Consider the following 18,249-nt stretch of genomic DNA (forward strand, 5'->3'; position numbering starts at 1 on the left):
GATACCATTTGCAAATGAATTCAGACGCTTAAGGACTGACAATGGCTCAGAAGTGGATAAGATCATTGCTGAATCTGCGAGCCTTCCCTGAAAGCACCTCCTCGGTAAACCTCCTGCAGACCCACGTGTCGTTTCTGTTGGTGACTGATCGTTTCGTCTACAAGATCAAGAAACCGGTCAATCTCGGCTTTCTCGATTTCACCACCTTGGACCGAAGGCGTTTCTACTGCCACGAAGAGGTCCGCTTGAACCGCCGGCTCTGCCCCGACATTTATCTGGGCGTGGTGGAGATCAGGAAAACTCGGGCGGGAATAGCCATAGACGGTGAAGGAACTATCATCGATTATGCGGTCAAGATGAAAAGATTGCCGGAAGAGCGCATGCTGCATGTCCTGCTCAGGGAGAATAACGCCACCGATTCGGATATGCGGCGTATTGCAGTGACCATTGCCGATTTCCACAAGAACGCGGAACAAAGCCCCGAAACGGCAAGCTATGGCAGCCTCGACAGCATTGCATACAACTGGCAAGAGAATTTCCGGCAGATGGAGAACTTTGTCGGAATTACCATATCCAGGTGTCAGCTACAGCAACTCGTGTCATGGGTCAGTGACTTTATGGATCAAAACCGACACCTGTTTCTGGAAAGAATAGGGAATGGTTTCATCAGGGAGTGTGACGGCGACATCCACTCTGAAAACATCTGTCTCACTGACACTGTCTGCATCTTTGACTGCATCGAGTTCAACAAGCGGTTCCGCTGCTGTGACACGGCTGCGGATCTGGCTTTTCTGCTCATGGATCTGGATTATAATGGAAAGAGTTTTCTTGGGGACGTGCTGCTGAATGAATACCTGGTGCAGACCGGGGATCGGGGCATGCCGGCATTGCTGGATTTCTACAAGACCTATCGCGCCGTTGTCAGGGGCAAGGTGGAAAGCTTCAAGCTGCAAGAGCCGGAAATACCGGCGGGAGAAAAGAAAGAGGCGGAGCTGAAGGCCTCCCTCTATCTCCACCTGGCACGGGGCTACCAGCTGCGCAGCCAGCTGAGGCCGACGCTTTTCATAACCTGTGGCCTAATGGGGAGCGGCAAAAGCACCTTTGCCCAAGCCCTGGCGCTGGAACTGGGGCTTGAATCCGCCCTCTCCGATGTGGTCAGAAAAGAGATCGCACTGTCTGGAAAAGATGGGAGCGAGTATGGCGAAGGGATCTACAGCCAAAGCTGGACCGACGCCACCTACCGCGAACTCCTGGTCCGCAGCGAGCGCGCTTTGGGAGCCGGGCGCAGCATTATCGTTGACGCCACTTTCCGCCGTAGCGCGGATCGCACGGCATTTCGCCTCCTCGCTGACCGGCTCGATGTTCAGTTCCTCGTCATCTTCTTCATATGTCCGGAGCAGCTCGTCAAGAGCAGGCTATTGCAGCGGGAAGAAGACCCTAGTGCACCGTCAGACGGCCGATGGGAACTGTTCCACCGGCAAAAGGACGAATTTCAGCCGCTTCAGGCACAGGAAGGAAAGACGATTACCATTGATAGTTCACACTCTTTATTGGATAATATCGATCATCTTCTCGGTCAGTTGGGGCTGATCCAATGCGCATGACACTCAAGGCCTTGCTTTTAAAGAGTCTGCGAACCAGGGAGTCGTGGGTGATTTTCTTTGTGCTGGGAATCATCATGATGAACTATCCCTTTATCTCCATTTTCAACAAGCCGCTCTCCGTGCTCGGCTTCCCCCTTCTCTATCTTTATCTGCAACTGGGCTGGCTCATTTCGATTTTCGTCATCTATCTTTTCACCAAAGCCAATCACTCTGCCAATAAAGGCAACGACAGCCATAAGGGAGAGCAGGGTTGATGGTCAGTGCGGAAATGGTATGGGGAATCTCGCTCCTCTACATCGCACTCCTCTTCCTGGTGGCCTACCTGGCCGACAAAAGACAGAGGGAAGGCCGGAGCATAACCTCCAATGCAGTAATTTACGCTCTTTCCATCGCCGTTTACGCCACGTCCTGGACCTTTTACGGCAGCGTCGGCAAAGCTGCCACGACCGGCATGGATTTCATCCTCACCTACCTGGGACCGTCACTGACAGCCTTTTCCTGGTGGTTTTTCCTGCGCAAGATCATCCGGGTCACCAAGGAGAACAACACCACCTCCCTGGCCGACTTCATCAGCTCCCGCTACGGCAAATCCCAGTGGCTGGGGGCACTGGTCACGATCATCTCTATAATGGGCATCATGCCCTACATCGGCCTGCAGCTCAAGGCCGTCTCCAGCGCCTTTTCCATCATAACCGGCCATCCCGACTTTCACCTGCGTTTCATGGACAGCATTTCCCTCCCCTCCCCCCATCCGGGCTTTTTTTCGGCACTGATACTTGCCGCTTTCAGCGTCATTTTCGGCGCCCGTCACCTGGTGTCGTCGGAACGCCATGAGGGACTGGTTGCCGCCATTGCCTTGGAATCAATCGTCAAACTTGCCGCTTTTCTCATTGTCGGCATCTTCGTCACCTATTTCCTATTTGACGGCTTCGGCGACATTTTCCAGCGGATGTACGAAAAAAATCCGATCATGCTGGAACACCTGATAACCTTCGGCGATGAACCGGAAACTTCCTACACCGCCCTCTTCACCATGCTGTACCTGTCCATGGGGGCCATCATGTTTCTCCCCCGGCAGTTCCAGATCATGGCCATTGAGAATCCTTCGGAGAAGCATGTCACCAAAGCCATGTGGCTCTTTCCCTTGTATATGTTTCTCATCAACATCTTCGTCATGCCCATTGCATTGGGAGGTATCCTCATAACCGGCAGCAACCTCAATTCCGACTATTTCGTCCTGACCATTCCCCTGCAGACCGGGAACCACTGGATAGCCCTTATCGCCTATCTGGGCGGCTTCTCCGCCGCCGCCGGCATGGTGATGGTCGAATCGGTTACCATATCGACCATGCTGCTCAACCATGTCATCATGCCGATCGTCATCAGACTGGAACCGCGCAGCTGGTTTCCGGAACTACTCATAAACGCCAAGCGGGTAGGAATATTCCTCGTCGTCTTTCTCGGCTACTTCTATCAGAACATCGTTGGCGGGACCTACATGCTGGTAACCATGGGCCTCATATCCTTTGCCGCTGCGGCCCAGTTCGCCCCGGCCGTGCTCGGTGGTCTCTACTGGCACCGGGGCAACAAGGCGGGTGCCATCACCGGTATGTTCCTCGGCTTCCTTACCTGGTTCTATACCTTGCTGATCCCATCGTTCATCAGATCGGGATGGTGGCACAGCGACATAATGACCAGCGGCCCCTTTGGCCTTGGGTTTCTTAGGCCTACCCAGCTTTTTGGTCTCACTGGCTTTGACATGTGGAGCCATTCCCTCTTCTGGAGCCTCTTTTTCAACGTCGGTGCCTATCTCCTCCTGTCGATCCTGACCCCCCAGGAAGAAAAAGAGCAAGAGCAGGCTCGCAAGTTCATCGACGTCTTCACCCCCGACAGGGGGAAGGCGCCCTATGAAACCAAACGTCTCTCCAAGCCGGTGACCATTCTGCAATTCGTCAACCTCATGGCCAAATTCATCGGCGAACCTCAGGCCCATGCCGCCATCAGCGACTATATCGGCAACCGGGAAATCGACAGCCAGGGAGGCGTCTCGGAATTCGAACTGCCCAACCTGAAGCGTTTTATCGAAAAGACGTTGGCCGGCTCCCTTGGGGCGGCGGCGGCGGGGGCCGTCGTGGAAAGTTACCTCACCGACATCGGCTCAAAGATGGAATCGGTCTACGATATATTCAGCACAGTCCGCACCTCCCTCGATCAAAGCAGAGAGGCGCTCTTCGTCAGGCTCAGAGCATCTGAAATCATGAACCGCTCTTTGGATCTGGAAATCATCATGAAGGACCTGCTGGAACTGCTGCAGAAGGAATTCAAATTCGACCTGTGCATCATTAGGCTGGTGAATGAGGAGGGGATTCTTACCGTCCATGCCTTCACCGGCCCGGAAGACCAGCAGATTACCAGAAACAACTGGGTTCCGGAAATCGATACCCACATCGGCGAGGCCTTTCTCAGCAACAGAGCCGAATTCGTCAACGATACCCGCTACCTGACAAAGCAGAAATCGCGGGAAATCATGGAGCGAGAGGGAATAAAATCCTTCGCCCATATACCGATCGCCAGTGAGGGTGAGCCGCCGGTGGGCATCCTTTCCGTCTTCTCCAAATCCATCATCGGACTTTTCACCGAACCGTTCCTGCAGCTTTTGAGCAGCCTGGCGGGCCAGCTCGCCCAAGCGGTCAAGATCGTTTCGGAACGGGAGGCAAAGGAGAAGGAACGACAGCAGAAGGAGGCTGCCCTGCTGGAAAATGCGCGGGTAGTGAGGGATATGGAGATTGCCAAGCAGATCCAGCTTTCATTGCTTCCGGCGTCTCCCCCTGACCTGCCCGGGGCCCGTTTTGCCAGTTGCTGCGTGCCCGCCACCCATGTGGGGGGAGACTACTACGATTTTTTCATCCGGGGTAAGGAGACGGTCGACCTGATCATAGCCGATGTTTCAGGACACAGTGTGGGAGCGGCATTGATCATGGTCGAGACACGCAGCGTTCTCAGGGCACAGGTGCCACTGACGACCTCAAGCAGTGAGGTCCTTGCCTCGCTGAACGACCTGCTCTATGAGGACCTGACCAGGGCGGAGCTTTTCATCACCATGTTTTACGCCAACTACGATGCCGGCTCAAAGCTGCTGCGCTACGCCAACGCAGGCCACAACCCACCGCTGATCATGGGCAAAGGTGCGGCTGCCTGCATCGAACTCGATGCCGAAGGGCTGATTCTCGGCATCAACCGCACAGTCTCCTTTGAAGAGAAGCTTTTTCAGCTGCATGAGGGGGACCTGGTGCTATTTTACACCGACGGTATCATTGAGGCGCAAAACGAGGGAGGCGAACTGTTCGGGGTCGACAGGCTCTGCCTGATCCTGAAAAACATGGCCTTGGAGGAGCCGGACCGGATCATGAGAAGAGTACTGGCGGAGGTTACCAGGTTTGCCGGCTCAAAGCCCCTGGAAGACGACATCTCCATGATAATCATGAGGATCGACTGATGAACGGCGGTAAGCGGCAGAAAAAACAATTTGTTGAAGGGAGTGCCCCCTTGCTATAAACTATGAAATTAATGATACAGCAATCATATCCGTAACAGGGGAGTATGTCATGAATCTGCAGACCGAGCTGAAGAACAATATAGTAATTATATATGTTAATGAGGAGAGGCTGGATGCCCACAACTCGGGTGAATTGAAGGCCGAAGTGCAGAAGATGTTCGAGCAGGGGCAGAAAAACATGCTCATCGACCTGAAAGATGTGCGTTTCATCGACAGCTCGGGTCTGGGCGCCCTTGTCTCCGGCTTTAAGAACGCCATCTCCCATCAGGGAAATCTAAAGCTTTCCACGCTGCAGTCCCAGGTACGCTCCATGTTCGAATTGACCAGGCTGCACCGCGTCTTTGAAATTTTCCCCTCTACCGCGGAAGCTATTGAAACCTTCTAACTGAGAGGCTCAGATGGAAAAAAACGAAATAGAGGTTGACATCAAGGTCCCCAACCAGACCCGTTACCTGAGTCTCATAGGCCGGATCGGCGAAGATATCGCCAAGGAACTGGTCAGATTCACCGGTGACCGGGAAACCCTTGCCTACCATCTGAATCTTGTCCTGACGGAAGCCATGGCCAATGCCATAAAACACGCCACCAGCGAAGATTCGGATAACATGGTGCACATCATAATCAATATCTGTGAGAACGAGTTGACCATCAAGGTGTTCGATTCAGGGCAAGGGTTCGACATCAATATCATTCCCCCGCCCAATTTCGAGGAGCTGGAAGATCGCGGCCGCGGCATCTTCATGATCAAGTCCCTGATGGACTCGGTCTCTTACCGGAAGATGTGTGACGGCAACATCTTGGAAATGAAAAAGAAGCTGCAGTAAATCACCTGGACCGTGCGTCACTGCGGTAAAGCCGGATAATCATCCCGCATCCCACAAGCAGCATCGGCAAACTCAGCATCTGCCCCATGGAGAACCTGCCCACAACGAACCCCAGTTGGGCATCCGGTTCCCTGAAAAACTCCACCGTAAACCTGAACAGGCCGTACAATCCCATAAAAGACCAGAAGACAACCCCAGCCGGGTGTTTCCGCCGGCCGACAAGCCAGAGAATGAAAAACATGAGCGGCCCTTCGAGGATCGCCTCGTAAAGCTGGGAAGGATGCCGTGGCAAATCTCCCGCACCGGGAAAAACTATCCCCCACGGCACATCCGTAACCCGTCCGTAGAGTTCGCCATTGATGAAGTTGCCGATCCTGCCGAGAAAAAGCCCTACGGGTGCAGCAGTGAAACCGACGTCGGCAATGTCGTAAAAGCCGATCTGCTTCTTTCTGGTATAATAAAAACCGGCGGCAACGGCGCCCAGCAGCCCTCCATGAAAAGACATCCCACCATGCCAGACGGCAAAGATTTCCAGCGGCTTTGCCAGATAGACCTGCAGGTCGTAGAATAAGATATAACCGAGACGTCCGCCCAGTATGACGCCAAGCGCTACGGTGAAGATAAGATCGGCAACGTCGTCCTTGCTCAAAGGTAGACGCTTCTTTTTTGTTCCTGCCTTGATGATGAAATATGCGGCGATGAATCCGATGATGTACATAAGGCCATACCAGCGGAACTGGAGAGGCCCGATGCGCAGAAAGACCGGGTCGAAATGGGGAAATGTCATTGATGGCTCCGGAGAAATTTTGACTAAGGTAACAACAAACGACAGCAGTGTCAACGCCCAGTCCCTTATGCCGATGCGCCGCGCGTGGGCAACAAACGGTTGACAAAAGTCCTCCCGGGGCATATAAAATTCAGGAAAAATTCCTCGTTAGGAAGAGGCGTTAGCACAAACAGAAGCTACTGCCCAGAAACGTCGAAAGACGCCAATGTGGTAGACCAGATTCAGTCGGAATAAGGCTTTATCTAAGGTAGCTGGTGGTGGTTCACCTACGTTGTGCTCTGCTAAAACTCAAACCAGGGGAAGGTGTGTCCTTTTGCGCATGAAGGCCCTTTCTCCCTGAAAGGGCCTTTTCTTGTGAATATGGACCACGCAGACATAATGAGCGAAATCTTTCTCAGCACCGTCCTGGGAAAGACCGTCATCAACGCCCAGGGGCACGAGATCGGCAAGCTGTGGGATCTGATCATGGTCCCAGGCGAAGTGTTTCCCCAGGTCTCCCACCTCCTGGTGAAAAAAGGCACGCGGATACTGGCCCTCCCCTGGAAACGGGTGTCCCTTTTCAATCGCTACGTCATCTCCATATCAGGGATCTCTGAACGTCTTCCAGAGTATGTGCCCAGGGAAAACGAAATCCTCGTCAAGCGCCATATCCTTGACAGGCAGATTGTGGATGTGAATGGAGCGAAGGTTGTCCGGGTCAACGATCTGAAGCTTGGCAGCTATAAGGACCACCTCTGCATCTTCTTCGTCGATATTGGATTCAGAGGGCTGCTGCGCCGTCTGGGATATGAACGCCTCGGCGAAAAAATAGCCGGCCTGCTCAAAGTCAAGCTTGCACACCAGCATATCAGCTGGGAATACGTGCAGCTGCTGGAAATGAACCTGTCCCGCCTTACCCTGACCGTTGCCCGGGAGCAGATGCAGGAGCTACATCCCGCCGATCTGGCCCACATCATTTCCAGGATCCCGGCAAAGAACATCCAGACGGTGCTGAATTCGCTGGATACGGAAACCGCCGGCGAAGCCATCCACGAACTGGAGCCGGAACTGCGAAGCCGCATCATCAGCCAGCTGGATAGTGAACAGGCCTCCGACATTCTGGAAGAAATGGACCCCGATGAAGCGGCCGACGTTCTCGGAGATCTACCCGAAGAAAAGGCCCAGGAACTGCTCGGGCTGATGGACGAGGAAGAGGCGGAAGACATTCAGGAACTGATGGAGCACGAGGAGGATACGGCCGGCGGCCTGATGAACAGCGAATATCTTTCCGTCTCCAGCGAACTGACCGTTGCCGATGCCATGAAGGTGGTCAGGCTCCTGGCCCCTGATGTGGAAACGGTCTACTACATTTATGTGGTGGATCAGGAAGAGCACCTGCAGGGAGTTATTAGCCTGAAGGAACTGATCCTGGCATCTGAGGAAAACCCTGTCGCCGAGCTTATGACGACGAATTTGAAAACGGTGGATGTGGAATCCACCCCTGAAGAGATACTGGAGATCATCGCCAAGTACAATCTGATCGCCGTCCCGGTTCTGGACAAGGAAGGAAAGATGTCAGGGCTGGTAACGGTCGATGACGTCCTGGAGATGTTCCTTCCCTATGCCCTGAAACGCAGACGGTATCACCACCACTAATACCAGCGACACCACCTCCTGAAAGATCGGACGCTCCATGTTTACCGGCATCAGCATAACCAGACTGTTCAAACCGATCCGCAAGGTGAACAGAAAAAATATTCTCCTTTTCCTCGCCATTCTCGGCCCGGGCATAATCACCGCCAACGTGGACAACGATGCCGGCGGCATAACCACCTACTCCCTGGCCGGCGCCCACTATGGCTATGACCTGCTTTGGGTCATGATTCCCACCACCATCGCCCTGGTGGTCATCCAGGAAATGTGCGCCCGCATGGGGGCGGTCACCGGCAAAGGGCTCTCGGACCTGATCCGGGAGTCCTTCGGCGTCAAAGTCACTTTCTACGTTATGATCGCCCTCCTGCTTACCAACATGGGCAACTCCGTCTCCGAATTCGCCGGCATCGCCGCCAGCCTTGAACTCTTCGGCATCAGCAAATATGTCTCGGTCCCCATCAGTGCCGTCCTGGTCTGGCTTCTCGTGGTAAAAGGCTCATACAAGGTGGTGGAAAAGGTCTTCCTCGTGGCATGCATGGTGTATATCGCTTACCCTGTTGCCGCGTTCATGGCCGGCCCCCAGTGGGGCACCGTCCTCAAGGCGACCGTTGTCCCCAGTTTCCGCATGGACAGCGGCTACCTGGTCACCCTGATCGGCGTCGTCGGCACGACCATTGCCCCCTGGATGCAGTTCTACCAGCAATCGGCAGTCGTGGAAAAGGGAATAACCATCGACCAGTACAGCTTTTCCCGGATGGATGTCATCGTCGGCTGTCTGATGGCCATCGTCGTCGCCTTCTTCATCGTCGTTGCCTGCGCCGCCACCATTCATCTACAAGGGCTGAAGGTGGAAACCGCCGCAGATGCGGCCCTCTCCCTGAAACCGCTAGTGGGGGAGTATGCCTCGTCCCTCTTCGCCTTCGGTCTTTTCAATGCATCCCTCTTCGCCGCCTGCATCCTCCCCCTTTCCACCTCCTACTACATCTGCGAGGGAATGGGATGGGAATCTGGCATCGACAAGGACTTCCGGCAGGCCCCCCAGTTCTTCTGGCTGTTCACCATCATCATCATCATCTCCGCCCTCACGATCCTGCTGCCCAACGCCCCGCTGATCATGATCATGTTCGTTTCACAGGTGGTGAACGGGGCAGTGCTCCCCTTCGTGCTCATCTTCATGCTGCTCCTAATCAACGACCGGAGCCTCATGGGAGATCATGCCAACGGCCCGGTCTTCAATCTGGTGGCCTGGATCACCGTTGCCGTCATGATTATCCTGACCCTGTTCATGACCGTTGATCTCCTCTCTCCAGGTACCCTGGGAAAAATCCTGGGATTTTGACCGACAAAAAAAGCCCGGATCAGCTTCCGGGCTTTTTCATTCATCTATAAGTATACTATCTTATGCTATTCCAGAATGTCAGCCGGCACCCCCGCCTTGGCAGCGGATGCATTGAAGGCATCCTGTTTCTGCCTCAGCTCGTTCAATCTCGATTCGGTGTTCTTTACCGTGTGCTGAAGCGATAGATACTCCGCGCGCGACATCTTGCTCGTATCGCCCAGACGGCCATTGAGATGCTCCAGTTGCTCTTCCGCTGCCCTCACGTCGGCGGAAAGCTTTCTGTATTCATTTTTCCAAGCAGACTCGTTTTTGCCACCATAGACCGCCGGTTTTTTCTTCGTTTCACTACCGGCAACAGCATCATCCTTTGCCTTGCCTTTTTCTTCAGTCCCCTTCGCCTTGCCGCCGTTATCCATTTCGACAACTTTAGGTGCGGTGTCTTCTTCGGCTCCGAGGATCTTGACCCGCTTTCTGTACTTCTTCGGCACGTTGCCCAGATCTTCCGTAAAGTTGACCGTGCCTCTTTCATCAGTCCACTCGTAGGTTACGGCAAAGGCCGGCACGGCAAAAAGAAAAATAGATAGCAGCAGAATGATTTTCATGCAATTCCTCCTTCGATAGTGATTCGAGCGCAGCTGACACCACCATGACAAATATGGAACACGGCTAGCCCGGAGGCCAATTGAAGTGCCTTCCCCCCACCAGGTGAAAATGAATGTGATATACCGATTGTCCTGCACCGGCATTATTGTTGTTGACGATGCGGAAACCATCCTCGGCGATGCCTTTCTCCCGGGCTATGATTGCTGCAACCCGGAACACATGCCCTACCAAGGCTTCGTCCTCGACTTGCATCTCAAGGGTGTTTGCCAGGTGCTTCTTCGGGATCACCAGCAGGTGCTGCGGAGCGACCGGGGCAATATCGTTGATCACCAGCAGCTGGTCGTCCTCATAGACCGGTTTTACCGGTATTTCACCCTTGATCATCTTGCAGAAGAGACAATCGCTCATGCTCTTCCCTCCCTTATCCGAATTAAAGCCTTTATACTCTGTCGTCCGGCGATTTTCAAGAATTACTCATGCACCTGCGGCTTGGCCAGATAAATGAGAAACTCTCGGTTCCCCTTGGGTCCCTGGATAGGAGATTCGGTTACCCCTTTCACCTCAAGTTTAAGATCCAGGGCCATGGCAGTAATGGCTGCGATTACTTCCGCATGCTTCCTGCCGTCCCGAACAACACCACCCTTTCCGACCTCCCCACGCCCCACCTCGAACTGGGGTTTGATGAGCGCAACGACAGCAGCCGATGGGGAAATGAGGTTCAGCACCGGTGGCAGCACCTTATCCAGGGAAATGAAGGAGGCGTCGATGACCGCCATCTGGGGAACCTCCTCCAGTTTTTCCGGCTCAAGATAGCGGATATTTGTTTTCTCCAGGTTTACGACCCGCGCATCCTGGCGGAGCTTCCAGGCCAGTTGGCCGTACCCCACATCGACGGCAATGACTTTCGCCGCCCCGCGCTGGAGCAGGCAATCGGTAAAGCCACCGGTTGAGGCCCCCACATCCATGACCACCAGCCCGGTCACGTCGATGGCGAATTCGTCCAGGGCCTTCTGCAATTTTAATCCGCCACGACTGACAAAGGGGAGCACCTCCCCCTTCAGCCGGATCTCGGCATCAACGGAAACCATTTGCCCAGCCTTGTCGGCCAGGTGATCGTCCACCACCACCTGCCCGGCCATGATCAGCGCCTTGGCCCGCTCCCGTGAAGGCGCCAGCCCCCGGTCCAGCAAAATTTTATCGAGTCGTTCCTTGGCCATGTTTCCCGATTTCATTTCCTTTCAGATGATGCCATGCAGGATTCGGCCAGGCGCCCCCAAGGCATCCACCTTTCGCTCAGTGGCAGGGTCCGAAATCAGCGGTGGCGCATGGTGGAGTTTGGTTCTGGCATCGATTATCAATGGACCGGTGCAGCCCCAATGCTTGCTAATCATGGACGAGCCGATGCCGTAGATGTCGGAAGCAGGATTTGAGCGGGTAAAGGTAACCCAGAGGAAGTTGTTCAGGGTCCTGGCGGTAAATTCGCTGTCATCGACTACCACCACCAGGGGAAAGGCAGCAATGGATTGCCTGTCGCCGAAGTGGCGACAAAAATCTTCCATGACAGGATCGGTGCAATTGCGGGCCGCGGAGCAACGTGGACCACGGATGGCCAGGATACCGGGCAGGCAGACCCTCGGTTCGCCGAAGCCCTCCGGCAGGGATAGGCCGCTGGGAATGGTCGAAGGAAGTTCCCGGCGTTTGTCGCCTGCTGCGGCGATGACCACCTTGGAACCGGCATTGAAGCCGCTTCCCGAATAATCCAGGGTGTCGATGGTGGTGCTGGTTTGAAAATGGAGGTCGCGCCGCCAATCGACCCGTTCCAGCATGTGGGCGAAGAAAGCCGGGATATGGTGGATATCCAGTGCCGGATTATCCTCATGGGCAGCAATGAAGATGTATTTGGCCAGGGAAAGCTGCCCCTGTCCCAGGATGGCATTGGCAATGGTCAACAGTTCCCGAGGTTCCCTCTCTGCATATGGCACGTAGCGCTCGCTCCCCAAGGCCAGCAGCAGCGGATGAACCCCTGCTGCATCGACCGCATGCACCCCCCTGACGCCGAGAATGACCGTGGGGATGAGCGGCCCGGTCAGTTCATGGATGAAAGCGCCGAAAGAGGTATCCTCCTGGGGAGGCCTGCCGACGGTGGTAAAGGGCCAGATGGCATCGGGGCGGTGATAGACTTTGTCCACCTGGAGAACAGGGAAATCGTGAACCAGGCTGTAATAACCCAGGTGATCGCCGAAGGGCCCTTCCGGCAGCGTACGCCGGGGATCGACGATGCAGGTGATGCAGAAATCGGCCTCTGCCGGCATGGGAAGCAGACCGTCCCTGCAGACCATCTCCATCCTATGACCGCCAAGCAGACCGGCAAAGGATAGTTCCGGCATCCCTTCCGGAAGGGGCATGACCGCTGCAACAGTCATGGACGGAGGGCCGCCTACAAAGATGTTGACACGAAAAGGCAACCCTCGCTCCAGAGCCTCTGTATGGTGAACACCGATGCCCCGGTGAATCTGATAGTGAAGACCGACCTCCTCGTTGATGCGGTACCGGCCGCCGGAAAGCTGGACCCGATACATGCCCAGGTTGGAATGGCGCAGGCCGGGCCTTACGGCGCTTTCCGAATATACCTGAGGCAGGGTTATGAACGCTCCTCCGTCGTCTGGCCAGGATTTCAGCTGGGGCAGTTGGTCAATGCTGGTCTGTGCGACCAAAACCGGCCCTCCGGCTACCTTCTTCGGCACCAGATGAAGCGCTGCCGGTACGGTACCAAGAAATCCCCAGGGATCTTTGATCGCAGCCATGGGATTGACCTTCATGGCCACCAGCCGTTCCATATCCTTTAGTGTATCCCTAAAAATGTACCTGGTCCTCTCCAGTGTACCGAAGAGGTTACCCAGCATGGGAAACCTGCAGCCACGGATATTTGTGAAGAGGAGCGCCGGGCCTTCAGCCTCATAGACGCGGCGTTGGATGGCGCCTGCCTCCAGCTCGGCGTCGACTTCCTGATTTATGCGCAGGAGTTTGCCGGACGATTCCAGGTCCCTGACGCATTCCTGAAGATTGCGATAGCCCATTTAGTAGATGCTCCCGTTGTAATCAACGTTTCAGTGAATCTGTTTTTAATGCACGAGTCCAGCCAAGTCAACTGTAAAGACGCTGCTCTTCTGAGCGGCGGTGCCTGAAATGAACAAAACAGAAACGCCCCGCCAGAAAAAGCATGGCGAGGCGTTGATATTGCCGGTTTTGGCTGGTAACTCTATTTTCCCCATGGCAGTAATTATCTGCCGAACGGTGACATATCCCGCAAACGCTTGACGATGGGAGGTAGCTCGCGGATAACGGCATCGATGTCGTCATCAGTGGTAAAACGGGACAGGGAAAACCTGATGGAACCGTGGGCACAGGTAAACGGCACCCCCATGGCACGAAGCACATGGGAAGGTTCCAGGGAACCGGAAGTACAGGCGCTGCCCGATGAGGCGCAGATTCCCTTTTCACTAAGAAGCAGCAGGATTGCCTCACCCTCGACGAATTCAAAAGCAACGGAAGCGGTGTTGGGAAGACGATCCGCGCCTCCGCCGTTGATGCGGGCATCGGGAATGATAGCCAGCAGTTCCTTTTCAAGTCGGTCGCGCATGGCCTTAACCCGCGTGTTCTCGTCATCCATGGATGTGGCTGCCAGCTCGCAGGCCTTTCCGAGGGCAATGATGGAAGAGGTGCTCTCCGTCCCTGCCCTTCGATTTCTCTCCTGGTGGCCTCCAACCATGAAAGGTCTGAAAGGAACCCCTTTCCTTAAATAAAGGACGCCGATTCCTTTGGGTGCATGGAGCTTGTGCCCCGACAGTGAAAGCATGTCGATGGAGGAAGAGGCCATGTTGAGAGGGATTTTTCCCACCGCCTGGACCGCGTCGGTGTGGAAGAGTGCACCCTTTTCCTTGGCAATGGCCGCAACTTCTTCCACGGGAAAGATAACTCCCGTCTCGTTGTTTGCATACATCACCGAAACAATGGCTGTATTGTCGTCTATGGCAGATTTAAGTTCGTCGAGATCAAGCCTGCCGGCGTTATCCACATTCAGCTCGGTGACCCGGTACCCTTTCTTGGTCAGGTTACGACAGAGGGTCAGGACAGCCGGATGCTCGACACGGGTGGTGATGATATGCCGCTTCTCGGGAAAGACTTCCAGGGCTGAGCGAATGGCAGCATTGTCGCTCTCCGTGCCACAGGCGGTAAAGATGATTTCCTCGGGAAGTGCTCCCAACAGAGCAGCAACGCGGCTCCTGGCCTCGTCCACCTTCTTCTGGACCTGTCCGCCGAAGAAATGCATGGAACTTGGGTTGCCGTAGAGTTCGCAGAAATAGGGGCGCATCTCTTCGAAAACCGCCTCGTCAACCCTTGTCGTGGCATTATTGTCGAGATAAATCTCCTTCATCCCTGGACCTCCTCCACCGTGATATCATCGGCTACAAGTTCGCGGAGCTTCTGTTCGACGAACTTGGCCGTGAATCCGGATGAAGCACATCCGGCGCAGGCTTTACGGAAGGCGATCTGCACCTTGCCTCCGTCGATGTCAATCAGCTCAAGGTCGCCACCGTCAGCCCAAAGTTGGGGGCGCACCTCGTTTTCCAGGGTCTCCTGGATAAGTTGCATCTTGCGCATGTTGGTCAGCTTGCCCGGTTTCTTCTCTTCGGCTTTCTTTTCTTCACCCATGACCTCAGCAATCAGTGCCTTGATCTTGGGAATACAACCGCCGCAAGCACCGCCCGCCTTGGTAAAATGGGTGACCTGCTCCGCCGTATGCAGCTTGTTGGATGCGATGACCTTCTTCAGGAAGACGTCGGTGAGACCGAAACACTTGCAGACGATTTCGCCTTCCATACCTGCTTCGTCATGTTCATGGTCATGCTTGGGGACTGCAACGCCACGATATTTGGCGATAGCGACTTCCAGCGCCTCCTGTCCCATCACCGAGCAGTGCATCTTCTCTTCGGGCAGGCCGCCAAGGAAATCGGCTATTTCCTGATTGGTGATCTGCAGAGCTTCATCCAGAGTCTTCCCTTTCACCATTTCCGTCAGGGCAGACGAAGAGGCTATGGCGCTGCCGCAGCCGAAAGTCTGGAATCGTGCATCGACAATACGCTCCTTTTTATCATCCAGCTTGATGAAAAGCTTCAGAGCATCCCCGCAGGCAAGGCTTCCCACTTCGCCGACAGCATCTGCATTCTCTATGGAACCCACATTTCTCGGGTTCAGGAAATGATCTTTCACCTTATCCGTATAATCCCACATGCGTCCTCATCCTCCCTTTTATCAACCATATATAAGGCAAAGGCACAAAGCGGTAAAAGAAGCAGCATGGGCAGCCTCTTTCAGCAACACTTTTGCGCCTTTAACACGTGCCTTATATGTACAATGTATTACCAATTTACTCAAGTATTAATTTTCTGCCGGCGGCCAATAGTTCCTGGAGCCGCGCGTCTGATGCCGCTTCGGCATAAAGCCGCACCACCGGCTCAGTTCCCGACTTGCGGAAGAGTAGCCAGCTGCCGTCTTCCAGCAGGAATTTTGTACCGTCGATGGTTACGGTATCTTTCAGCTTCACTCCAGCTATCACGGCAGGGGTAGCCTTCAGTTTATCGGCAAAGACCGCTTCGATTTCCGGTGCAAGAGTGATGTTCTCACGTTTGGTGACAAATCGTCCCACCTGCCCGTAGAGCCTTTCGAGCAACGCGCGCACCGGTTGTCCCTCGCGGGCAACCATTTCCGCCACCAGCAGGCAGGCCAGAATTCCGTCCTTTTCTGGGACATGCCCCTTGATGGTTAAACCGGCACTTTCTTCCCCGCCGATGATGATCTTGTCCTTGCTGATCAGCTCGCCGATATATTTGAAACCGACCGGCGTCTCGAAAACTTCGATGCCATGTTTGGCCGCCACTGCATCAATGAGATGGGAGGTGGCGACACTTCTCGCTACGCCTCCCTTGAGCCCCTTGACCCGAACCAGGTAGTCCAGGAGCAGCGCGATGATGTAGTTGGGTTCGATGAATGTTCCATCCACATCGACGATACCGAAGCGGTCCGCATCTCCGTCGGTGGCGATACCGAGCTTGATTGTAGGGTCGTCCTTGACCAGGCGTATGAAATCCTGGATGTATTTTTCCGACGGTTCCGGTGGAAACCCGCCGAAATAGGGATCGCGGTGCTCGTTGATGACCGCAACATCCACACCATGGGCACGCAGCGGTTCAGCCAGATAGCCGCGCCCGGTGCCATAGAGGGGATTTACCGCCACCTTACCCAGCCGGGCAATGGCAGCAAAATCAACCTTGGTCGCCAAATCGTCAAGATAGCTGTCCCGAGGATCCATATCCACCAGCATAGCGCAACGCCTGGCATCGTCCGGATCGCACTCCTTGTAGCAGACCTCCCCCAGCATTTCATTGGCACGGCGCTCGATGTCGCGGGTCGTTTCGGGCAGGGCCGGGCCTCCCCAGGAAGGAGAAAACTTTATACCGTTGTACTCGGGAGGATTATGGCTGGCGGTGAAGTTGATGGCGCCGGCAGTCTTGCGCCGCAATATTTCGAAGGCGATGACCGGCGTCGGCGTATCCCTGGCGCAAAGAAAGGTTTTAATGCCTGCACCGGTAAGCACGCGGGCGGCTTGGTCAGCAAACCGCTCACCCATGAAACGTGAATCGTAGCCGACGATCACCCCCTTCTCCTTCTCCCCCGCGGCAATGACGTTATCGGCAATGGCCTGGGTCACCACTTTGACATTTTCAAAGATGAAGTCTTCGCAGACGATTCCGCGCCAACCAGAGGTACCGAAACTGATACGTTGCATAACAATTCTCCTTGGATAAAATTAAATTACATTGCTTCCATCCAGACGTTCCATACCTCAGAAATTAACCGCAACAAATCCTCAACAAGGGTAATATATAGGCTTTGCAGAGTCAAGGAGAACAGTCTTTTACAGGGGATTTTCCTGTTGACATTATTCTTTTAAAATTGTTAGAGTGAATATTGCTGAACGATTACGAAGCAAAAGAAACAGGAGGAATATCCATGCAGTGTCAAACAGTACTTCCCGGTGCCGAATGCACCTTTTGGGGGAAACAGGGTTGTGTATTCGCCGAAGGCTCTTGCCAGGTTGTGGTCGAGAATTGTGAGGGCTGTGAAAGGATCGTTGAAAGCAGCATTGGCAAGGTTTGCAGCGCATACCCCGCCCCCGAAAAGAAATGGTCGGCCGGGTTGTGCAACTTTGCCACCCATGTGAAGGTCGAGATAAAGAGCGAAGAAACCAAGGTCAACCCGCTCAAGGCTTCCAAGAAAGCCTCCGGCGGTGGCGGCAAGAAGAAGTAATACCGCCGCAGGAAAGAGTACGAAGAAGGGAGGAGTTCATCCTCCCTTTTTTTATTTCTCTGTAAAGGAGGAATCGCCGTGGCTTTTGACTACCTCAGCTGTCCCAAATGCGGTGAAAATGTCAGGTCGTACCGCAATCCCTTACCTACCGTAGACATCATCATCGAGACCGACAACGGCATCATCCTCATCGAGCGAAAAAACGAGCCTTTCGGATGGGCCATTCCCGGTGGGTTTGTGGATTATGGTGAGTCATTGGAAGACGCCGCAATGAGGGAGGCGCAGGAAGAAACCTCTTTGCAGATCCGTAACCTGCGGCTGGTTGGATGCTATTCCGACCCGGGAAGGGACAGACGTGCCCATACCATTTCTACAGTTTATGCTGCAATCGGCCAGGGGATTCCAAAGGCGGCCGATGATGCGGCATCGTTGGCAGTATTTCCCTTGGATGCCCTCCCCGATCACTTATGCTTCGATCACCGGAAGATTCTCGATGATTATCGCCGCATGAAGGCTGAGGGCAGGATCTGAACGGA

The 18,249-nt window shown here is 54.5% G+C and carries 17 protein-coding genes and 1 riboswitch; of the genes, 9 read left to right on the plus strand and 8 right to left on the minus strand.

All coding sequences use genetic code 11. The features are described from left to right. The first annotated feature begins 65 nt into the window (after positions 1 to 65). From ML541_RS05070 to ML541_RS05090, 5 genes are all read left to right on the plus strand, one after another. Positions 66 to 1,604: a bifunctional aminoglycoside phosphotransferase/ATP-binding protein gene (locus ML541_RS05070; RefSeq protein ID WP_243371367.1), complete on the plus strand. Its 1,539-nt coding sequence runs from the start codon at positions 66 to 68 to the stop codon at positions 1,602 to 1,604. Beyond that, positions 1,595 to 1,858, plus strand: a complete 264-nt coding sequence (locus tag ML541_RS05075; protein ID WP_243371368.1) for a hypothetical protein — start codon at positions 1,595 to 1,597, stop codon at positions 1,856 to 1,858. Before ML541_RS05070 ends, ML541_RS05075 begins: the two co-directional genes overlap by 10 nt. Further along, the gene (locus ML541_RS05080; RefSeq protein WP_243371369.1) at positions 1,858 to 5,100 is read left to right on the plus strand and encodes a SpoIIE family protein phosphatase; all 3,243 of its coding nucleotides are present in this window, start codon (positions 1,858 to 1,860) and stop codon (positions 5,098 to 5,100) included. Before ML541_RS05075 ends, ML541_RS05080 begins: the two co-directional genes overlap by 1 nt. A 109-nt stretch (positions 5,101 to 5,209) precedes the next feature. Next, positions 5,210 to 5,545 (plus strand): STAS domain-containing protein, encoded by a 336-nt coding sequence (locus ML541_RS05085; RefSeq protein ID WP_243371370.1) that lies wholly within the window; start codon positions 5,210 to 5,212, stop codon positions 5,543 to 5,545. Between the two features lie 13 nt (positions 5,546 to 5,558). Next, positions 5,559 to 5,984, plus strand: a complete 426-nt coding sequence (locus tag ML541_RS05090) for an ATP-binding protein (RefSeq protein WP_243371372.1) — start codon at positions 5,559 to 5,561, stop codon at positions 5,982 to 5,984. A 1-nt stretch (position 5,985) separates the two neighbouring features. Here ML541_RS05090 and lgt read toward each other — a convergent pair whose 3' ends face one another. Further along, positions 5,986 to 6,771: a prolipoprotein diacylglyceryl transferase gene (gene lgt, locus ML541_RS05095; protein ID WP_243371373.1), complete on the minus strand. Its 786-nt coding sequence runs from the start codon at positions 6,769 to 6,771 to the stop codon at positions 5,986 to 5,988. Between the two features lie 136 nt (positions 6,772 to 6,907). Next, a riboswitch (M-box (ykoK) riboswitch) is annotated at positions 6,908 to 7,077 on the plus strand. Positions 7,078 to 7,149: 72 nt separating this feature from the next. Between lgt and ML541_RS05100 the strand changes: the two genes are divergently transcribed. Together ML541_RS05100 and ML541_RS05105 are read left to right on the plus strand one after the other, a co-directional pair. Beyond that, positions 7,150 to 8,406, plus strand: a complete 1,257-nt coding sequence (locus ML541_RS05100; protein WP_243371374.1) for a CBS domain-containing protein — start codon at positions 7,150 to 7,152, stop codon at positions 8,404 to 8,406. Positions 8,407 to 8,443: 37 nt separating this feature from the next. Next, positions 8,444 to 9,742, plus strand: a complete 1,299-nt coding sequence (locus ML541_RS05105) for an Nramp family divalent metal transporter (RefSeq protein ID WP_243371375.1) — start codon at positions 8,444 to 8,446, stop codon at positions 9,740 to 9,742. Between the two features lie 65 nt (positions 9,743 to 9,807). Here ML541_RS05105 and ML541_RS05110 read toward each other — a convergent pair whose 3' ends face one another. The 7 genes from ML541_RS05110 to ML541_RS05140 form a co-directional block, all read right to left on the minus strand. Further along, on the minus strand, positions 9,808 to 10,344 hold the full coding sequence (locus ML541_RS05110) for a DUF4124 domain-containing protein (protein ID WP_243371376.1): 537 nt from the start codon (positions 10,342 to 10,344) through the stop codon (positions 9,808 to 9,810). A 64-nt stretch (positions 10,345 to 10,408) separates the two neighbouring features. After that, a complete protein-coding gene (locus tag ML541_RS05115) occupies positions 10,409 to 10,753 on the minus strand; it encodes a histidine triad nucleotide-binding protein (protein WP_243371377.1) in 345 nt (114 codons plus the stop codon). Positions 10,754 to 10,815: 62 nt separating this feature from the next. Next, positions 10,816 to 11,562 carry a TlyA family RNA methyltransferase gene (locus tag ML541_RS05120; RefSeq protein WP_243371629.1) on the minus strand — a complete coding sequence of 249 codons (747 nt, stop codon included), beginning with the start codon at positions 11,560 to 11,562 and terminating at the stop codon, positions 10,816 to 10,818. Positions 11,563 to 11,583: 21 nt separating this feature from the next. Beyond that, positions 11,584 to 13,422 carry a UbiD family decarboxylase gene (locus ML541_RS05125; protein ID WP_243371378.1) on the minus strand — a complete coding sequence of 613 codons (1,839 nt, stop codon included), beginning with the start codon at positions 13,420 to 13,422 and terminating at the stop codon, positions 11,584 to 11,586. A 203-nt stretch (positions 13,423 to 13,625) separates the two neighbouring features. Further along, entirely contained in the window at positions 13,626 to 14,780 is a 1,155-nt protein-coding gene (nifS, locus tag ML541_RS05130; RefSeq protein ID WP_243371379.1) for a cysteine desulfurase NifS, read from the minus strand. Further along, positions 14,777 to 15,637: a Fe-S cluster assembly protein NifU gene (gene nifU, locus ML541_RS05135; RefSeq protein ID WP_243371381.1), complete on the minus strand. Its 861-nt coding sequence runs from the start codon at positions 15,635 to 15,637 to the stop codon at positions 14,777 to 14,779. Before nifU ends, nifS begins: the two co-directional genes overlap by 4 nt. Positions 15,638 to 15,773: 136 nt before the next feature. Continuing rightward, positions 15,774 to 17,192 carry a phosphoglucomutase/phosphomannomutase family protein gene (locus tag ML541_RS05140; RefSeq protein ID WP_243371383.1) on the minus strand — a complete coding sequence of 473 codons (1,419 nt, stop codon included), beginning with the start codon at positions 17,190 to 17,192 and terminating at the stop codon, positions 15,774 to 15,776. Between the two features lie 224 nt (positions 17,193 to 17,416). Here ML541_RS05140 and ML541_RS05145 point away from each other — a divergent pair, with 224 nt between their 5' ends. Both ML541_RS05145 and ML541_RS05150 read left to right on the plus strand, forming a co-directional pair. Next, positions 17,417 to 17,713, plus strand: a complete 297-nt coding sequence (locus ML541_RS05145; protein WP_243371385.1) for a PxxKW family cysteine-rich protein — start codon at positions 17,417 to 17,419, stop codon at positions 17,711 to 17,713. 78 nt (positions 17,714 to 17,791) lie between these two features. Then, entirely contained in the window at positions 17,792 to 18,244 is a 453-nt protein-coding gene (locus ML541_RS05150; protein WP_243371387.1) for an NUDIX hydrolase, read from the plus strand. Positions 18,245 to 18,249 lie beyond the last annotated feature (5 nt).

The organism is Geotalea sp. SG265 (assembly GCF_022808985.1).
Lineage (GTDB): Bacteria > Desulfobacterota > Desulfuromonadia > Geobacterales > Geobacteraceae > Geotalea.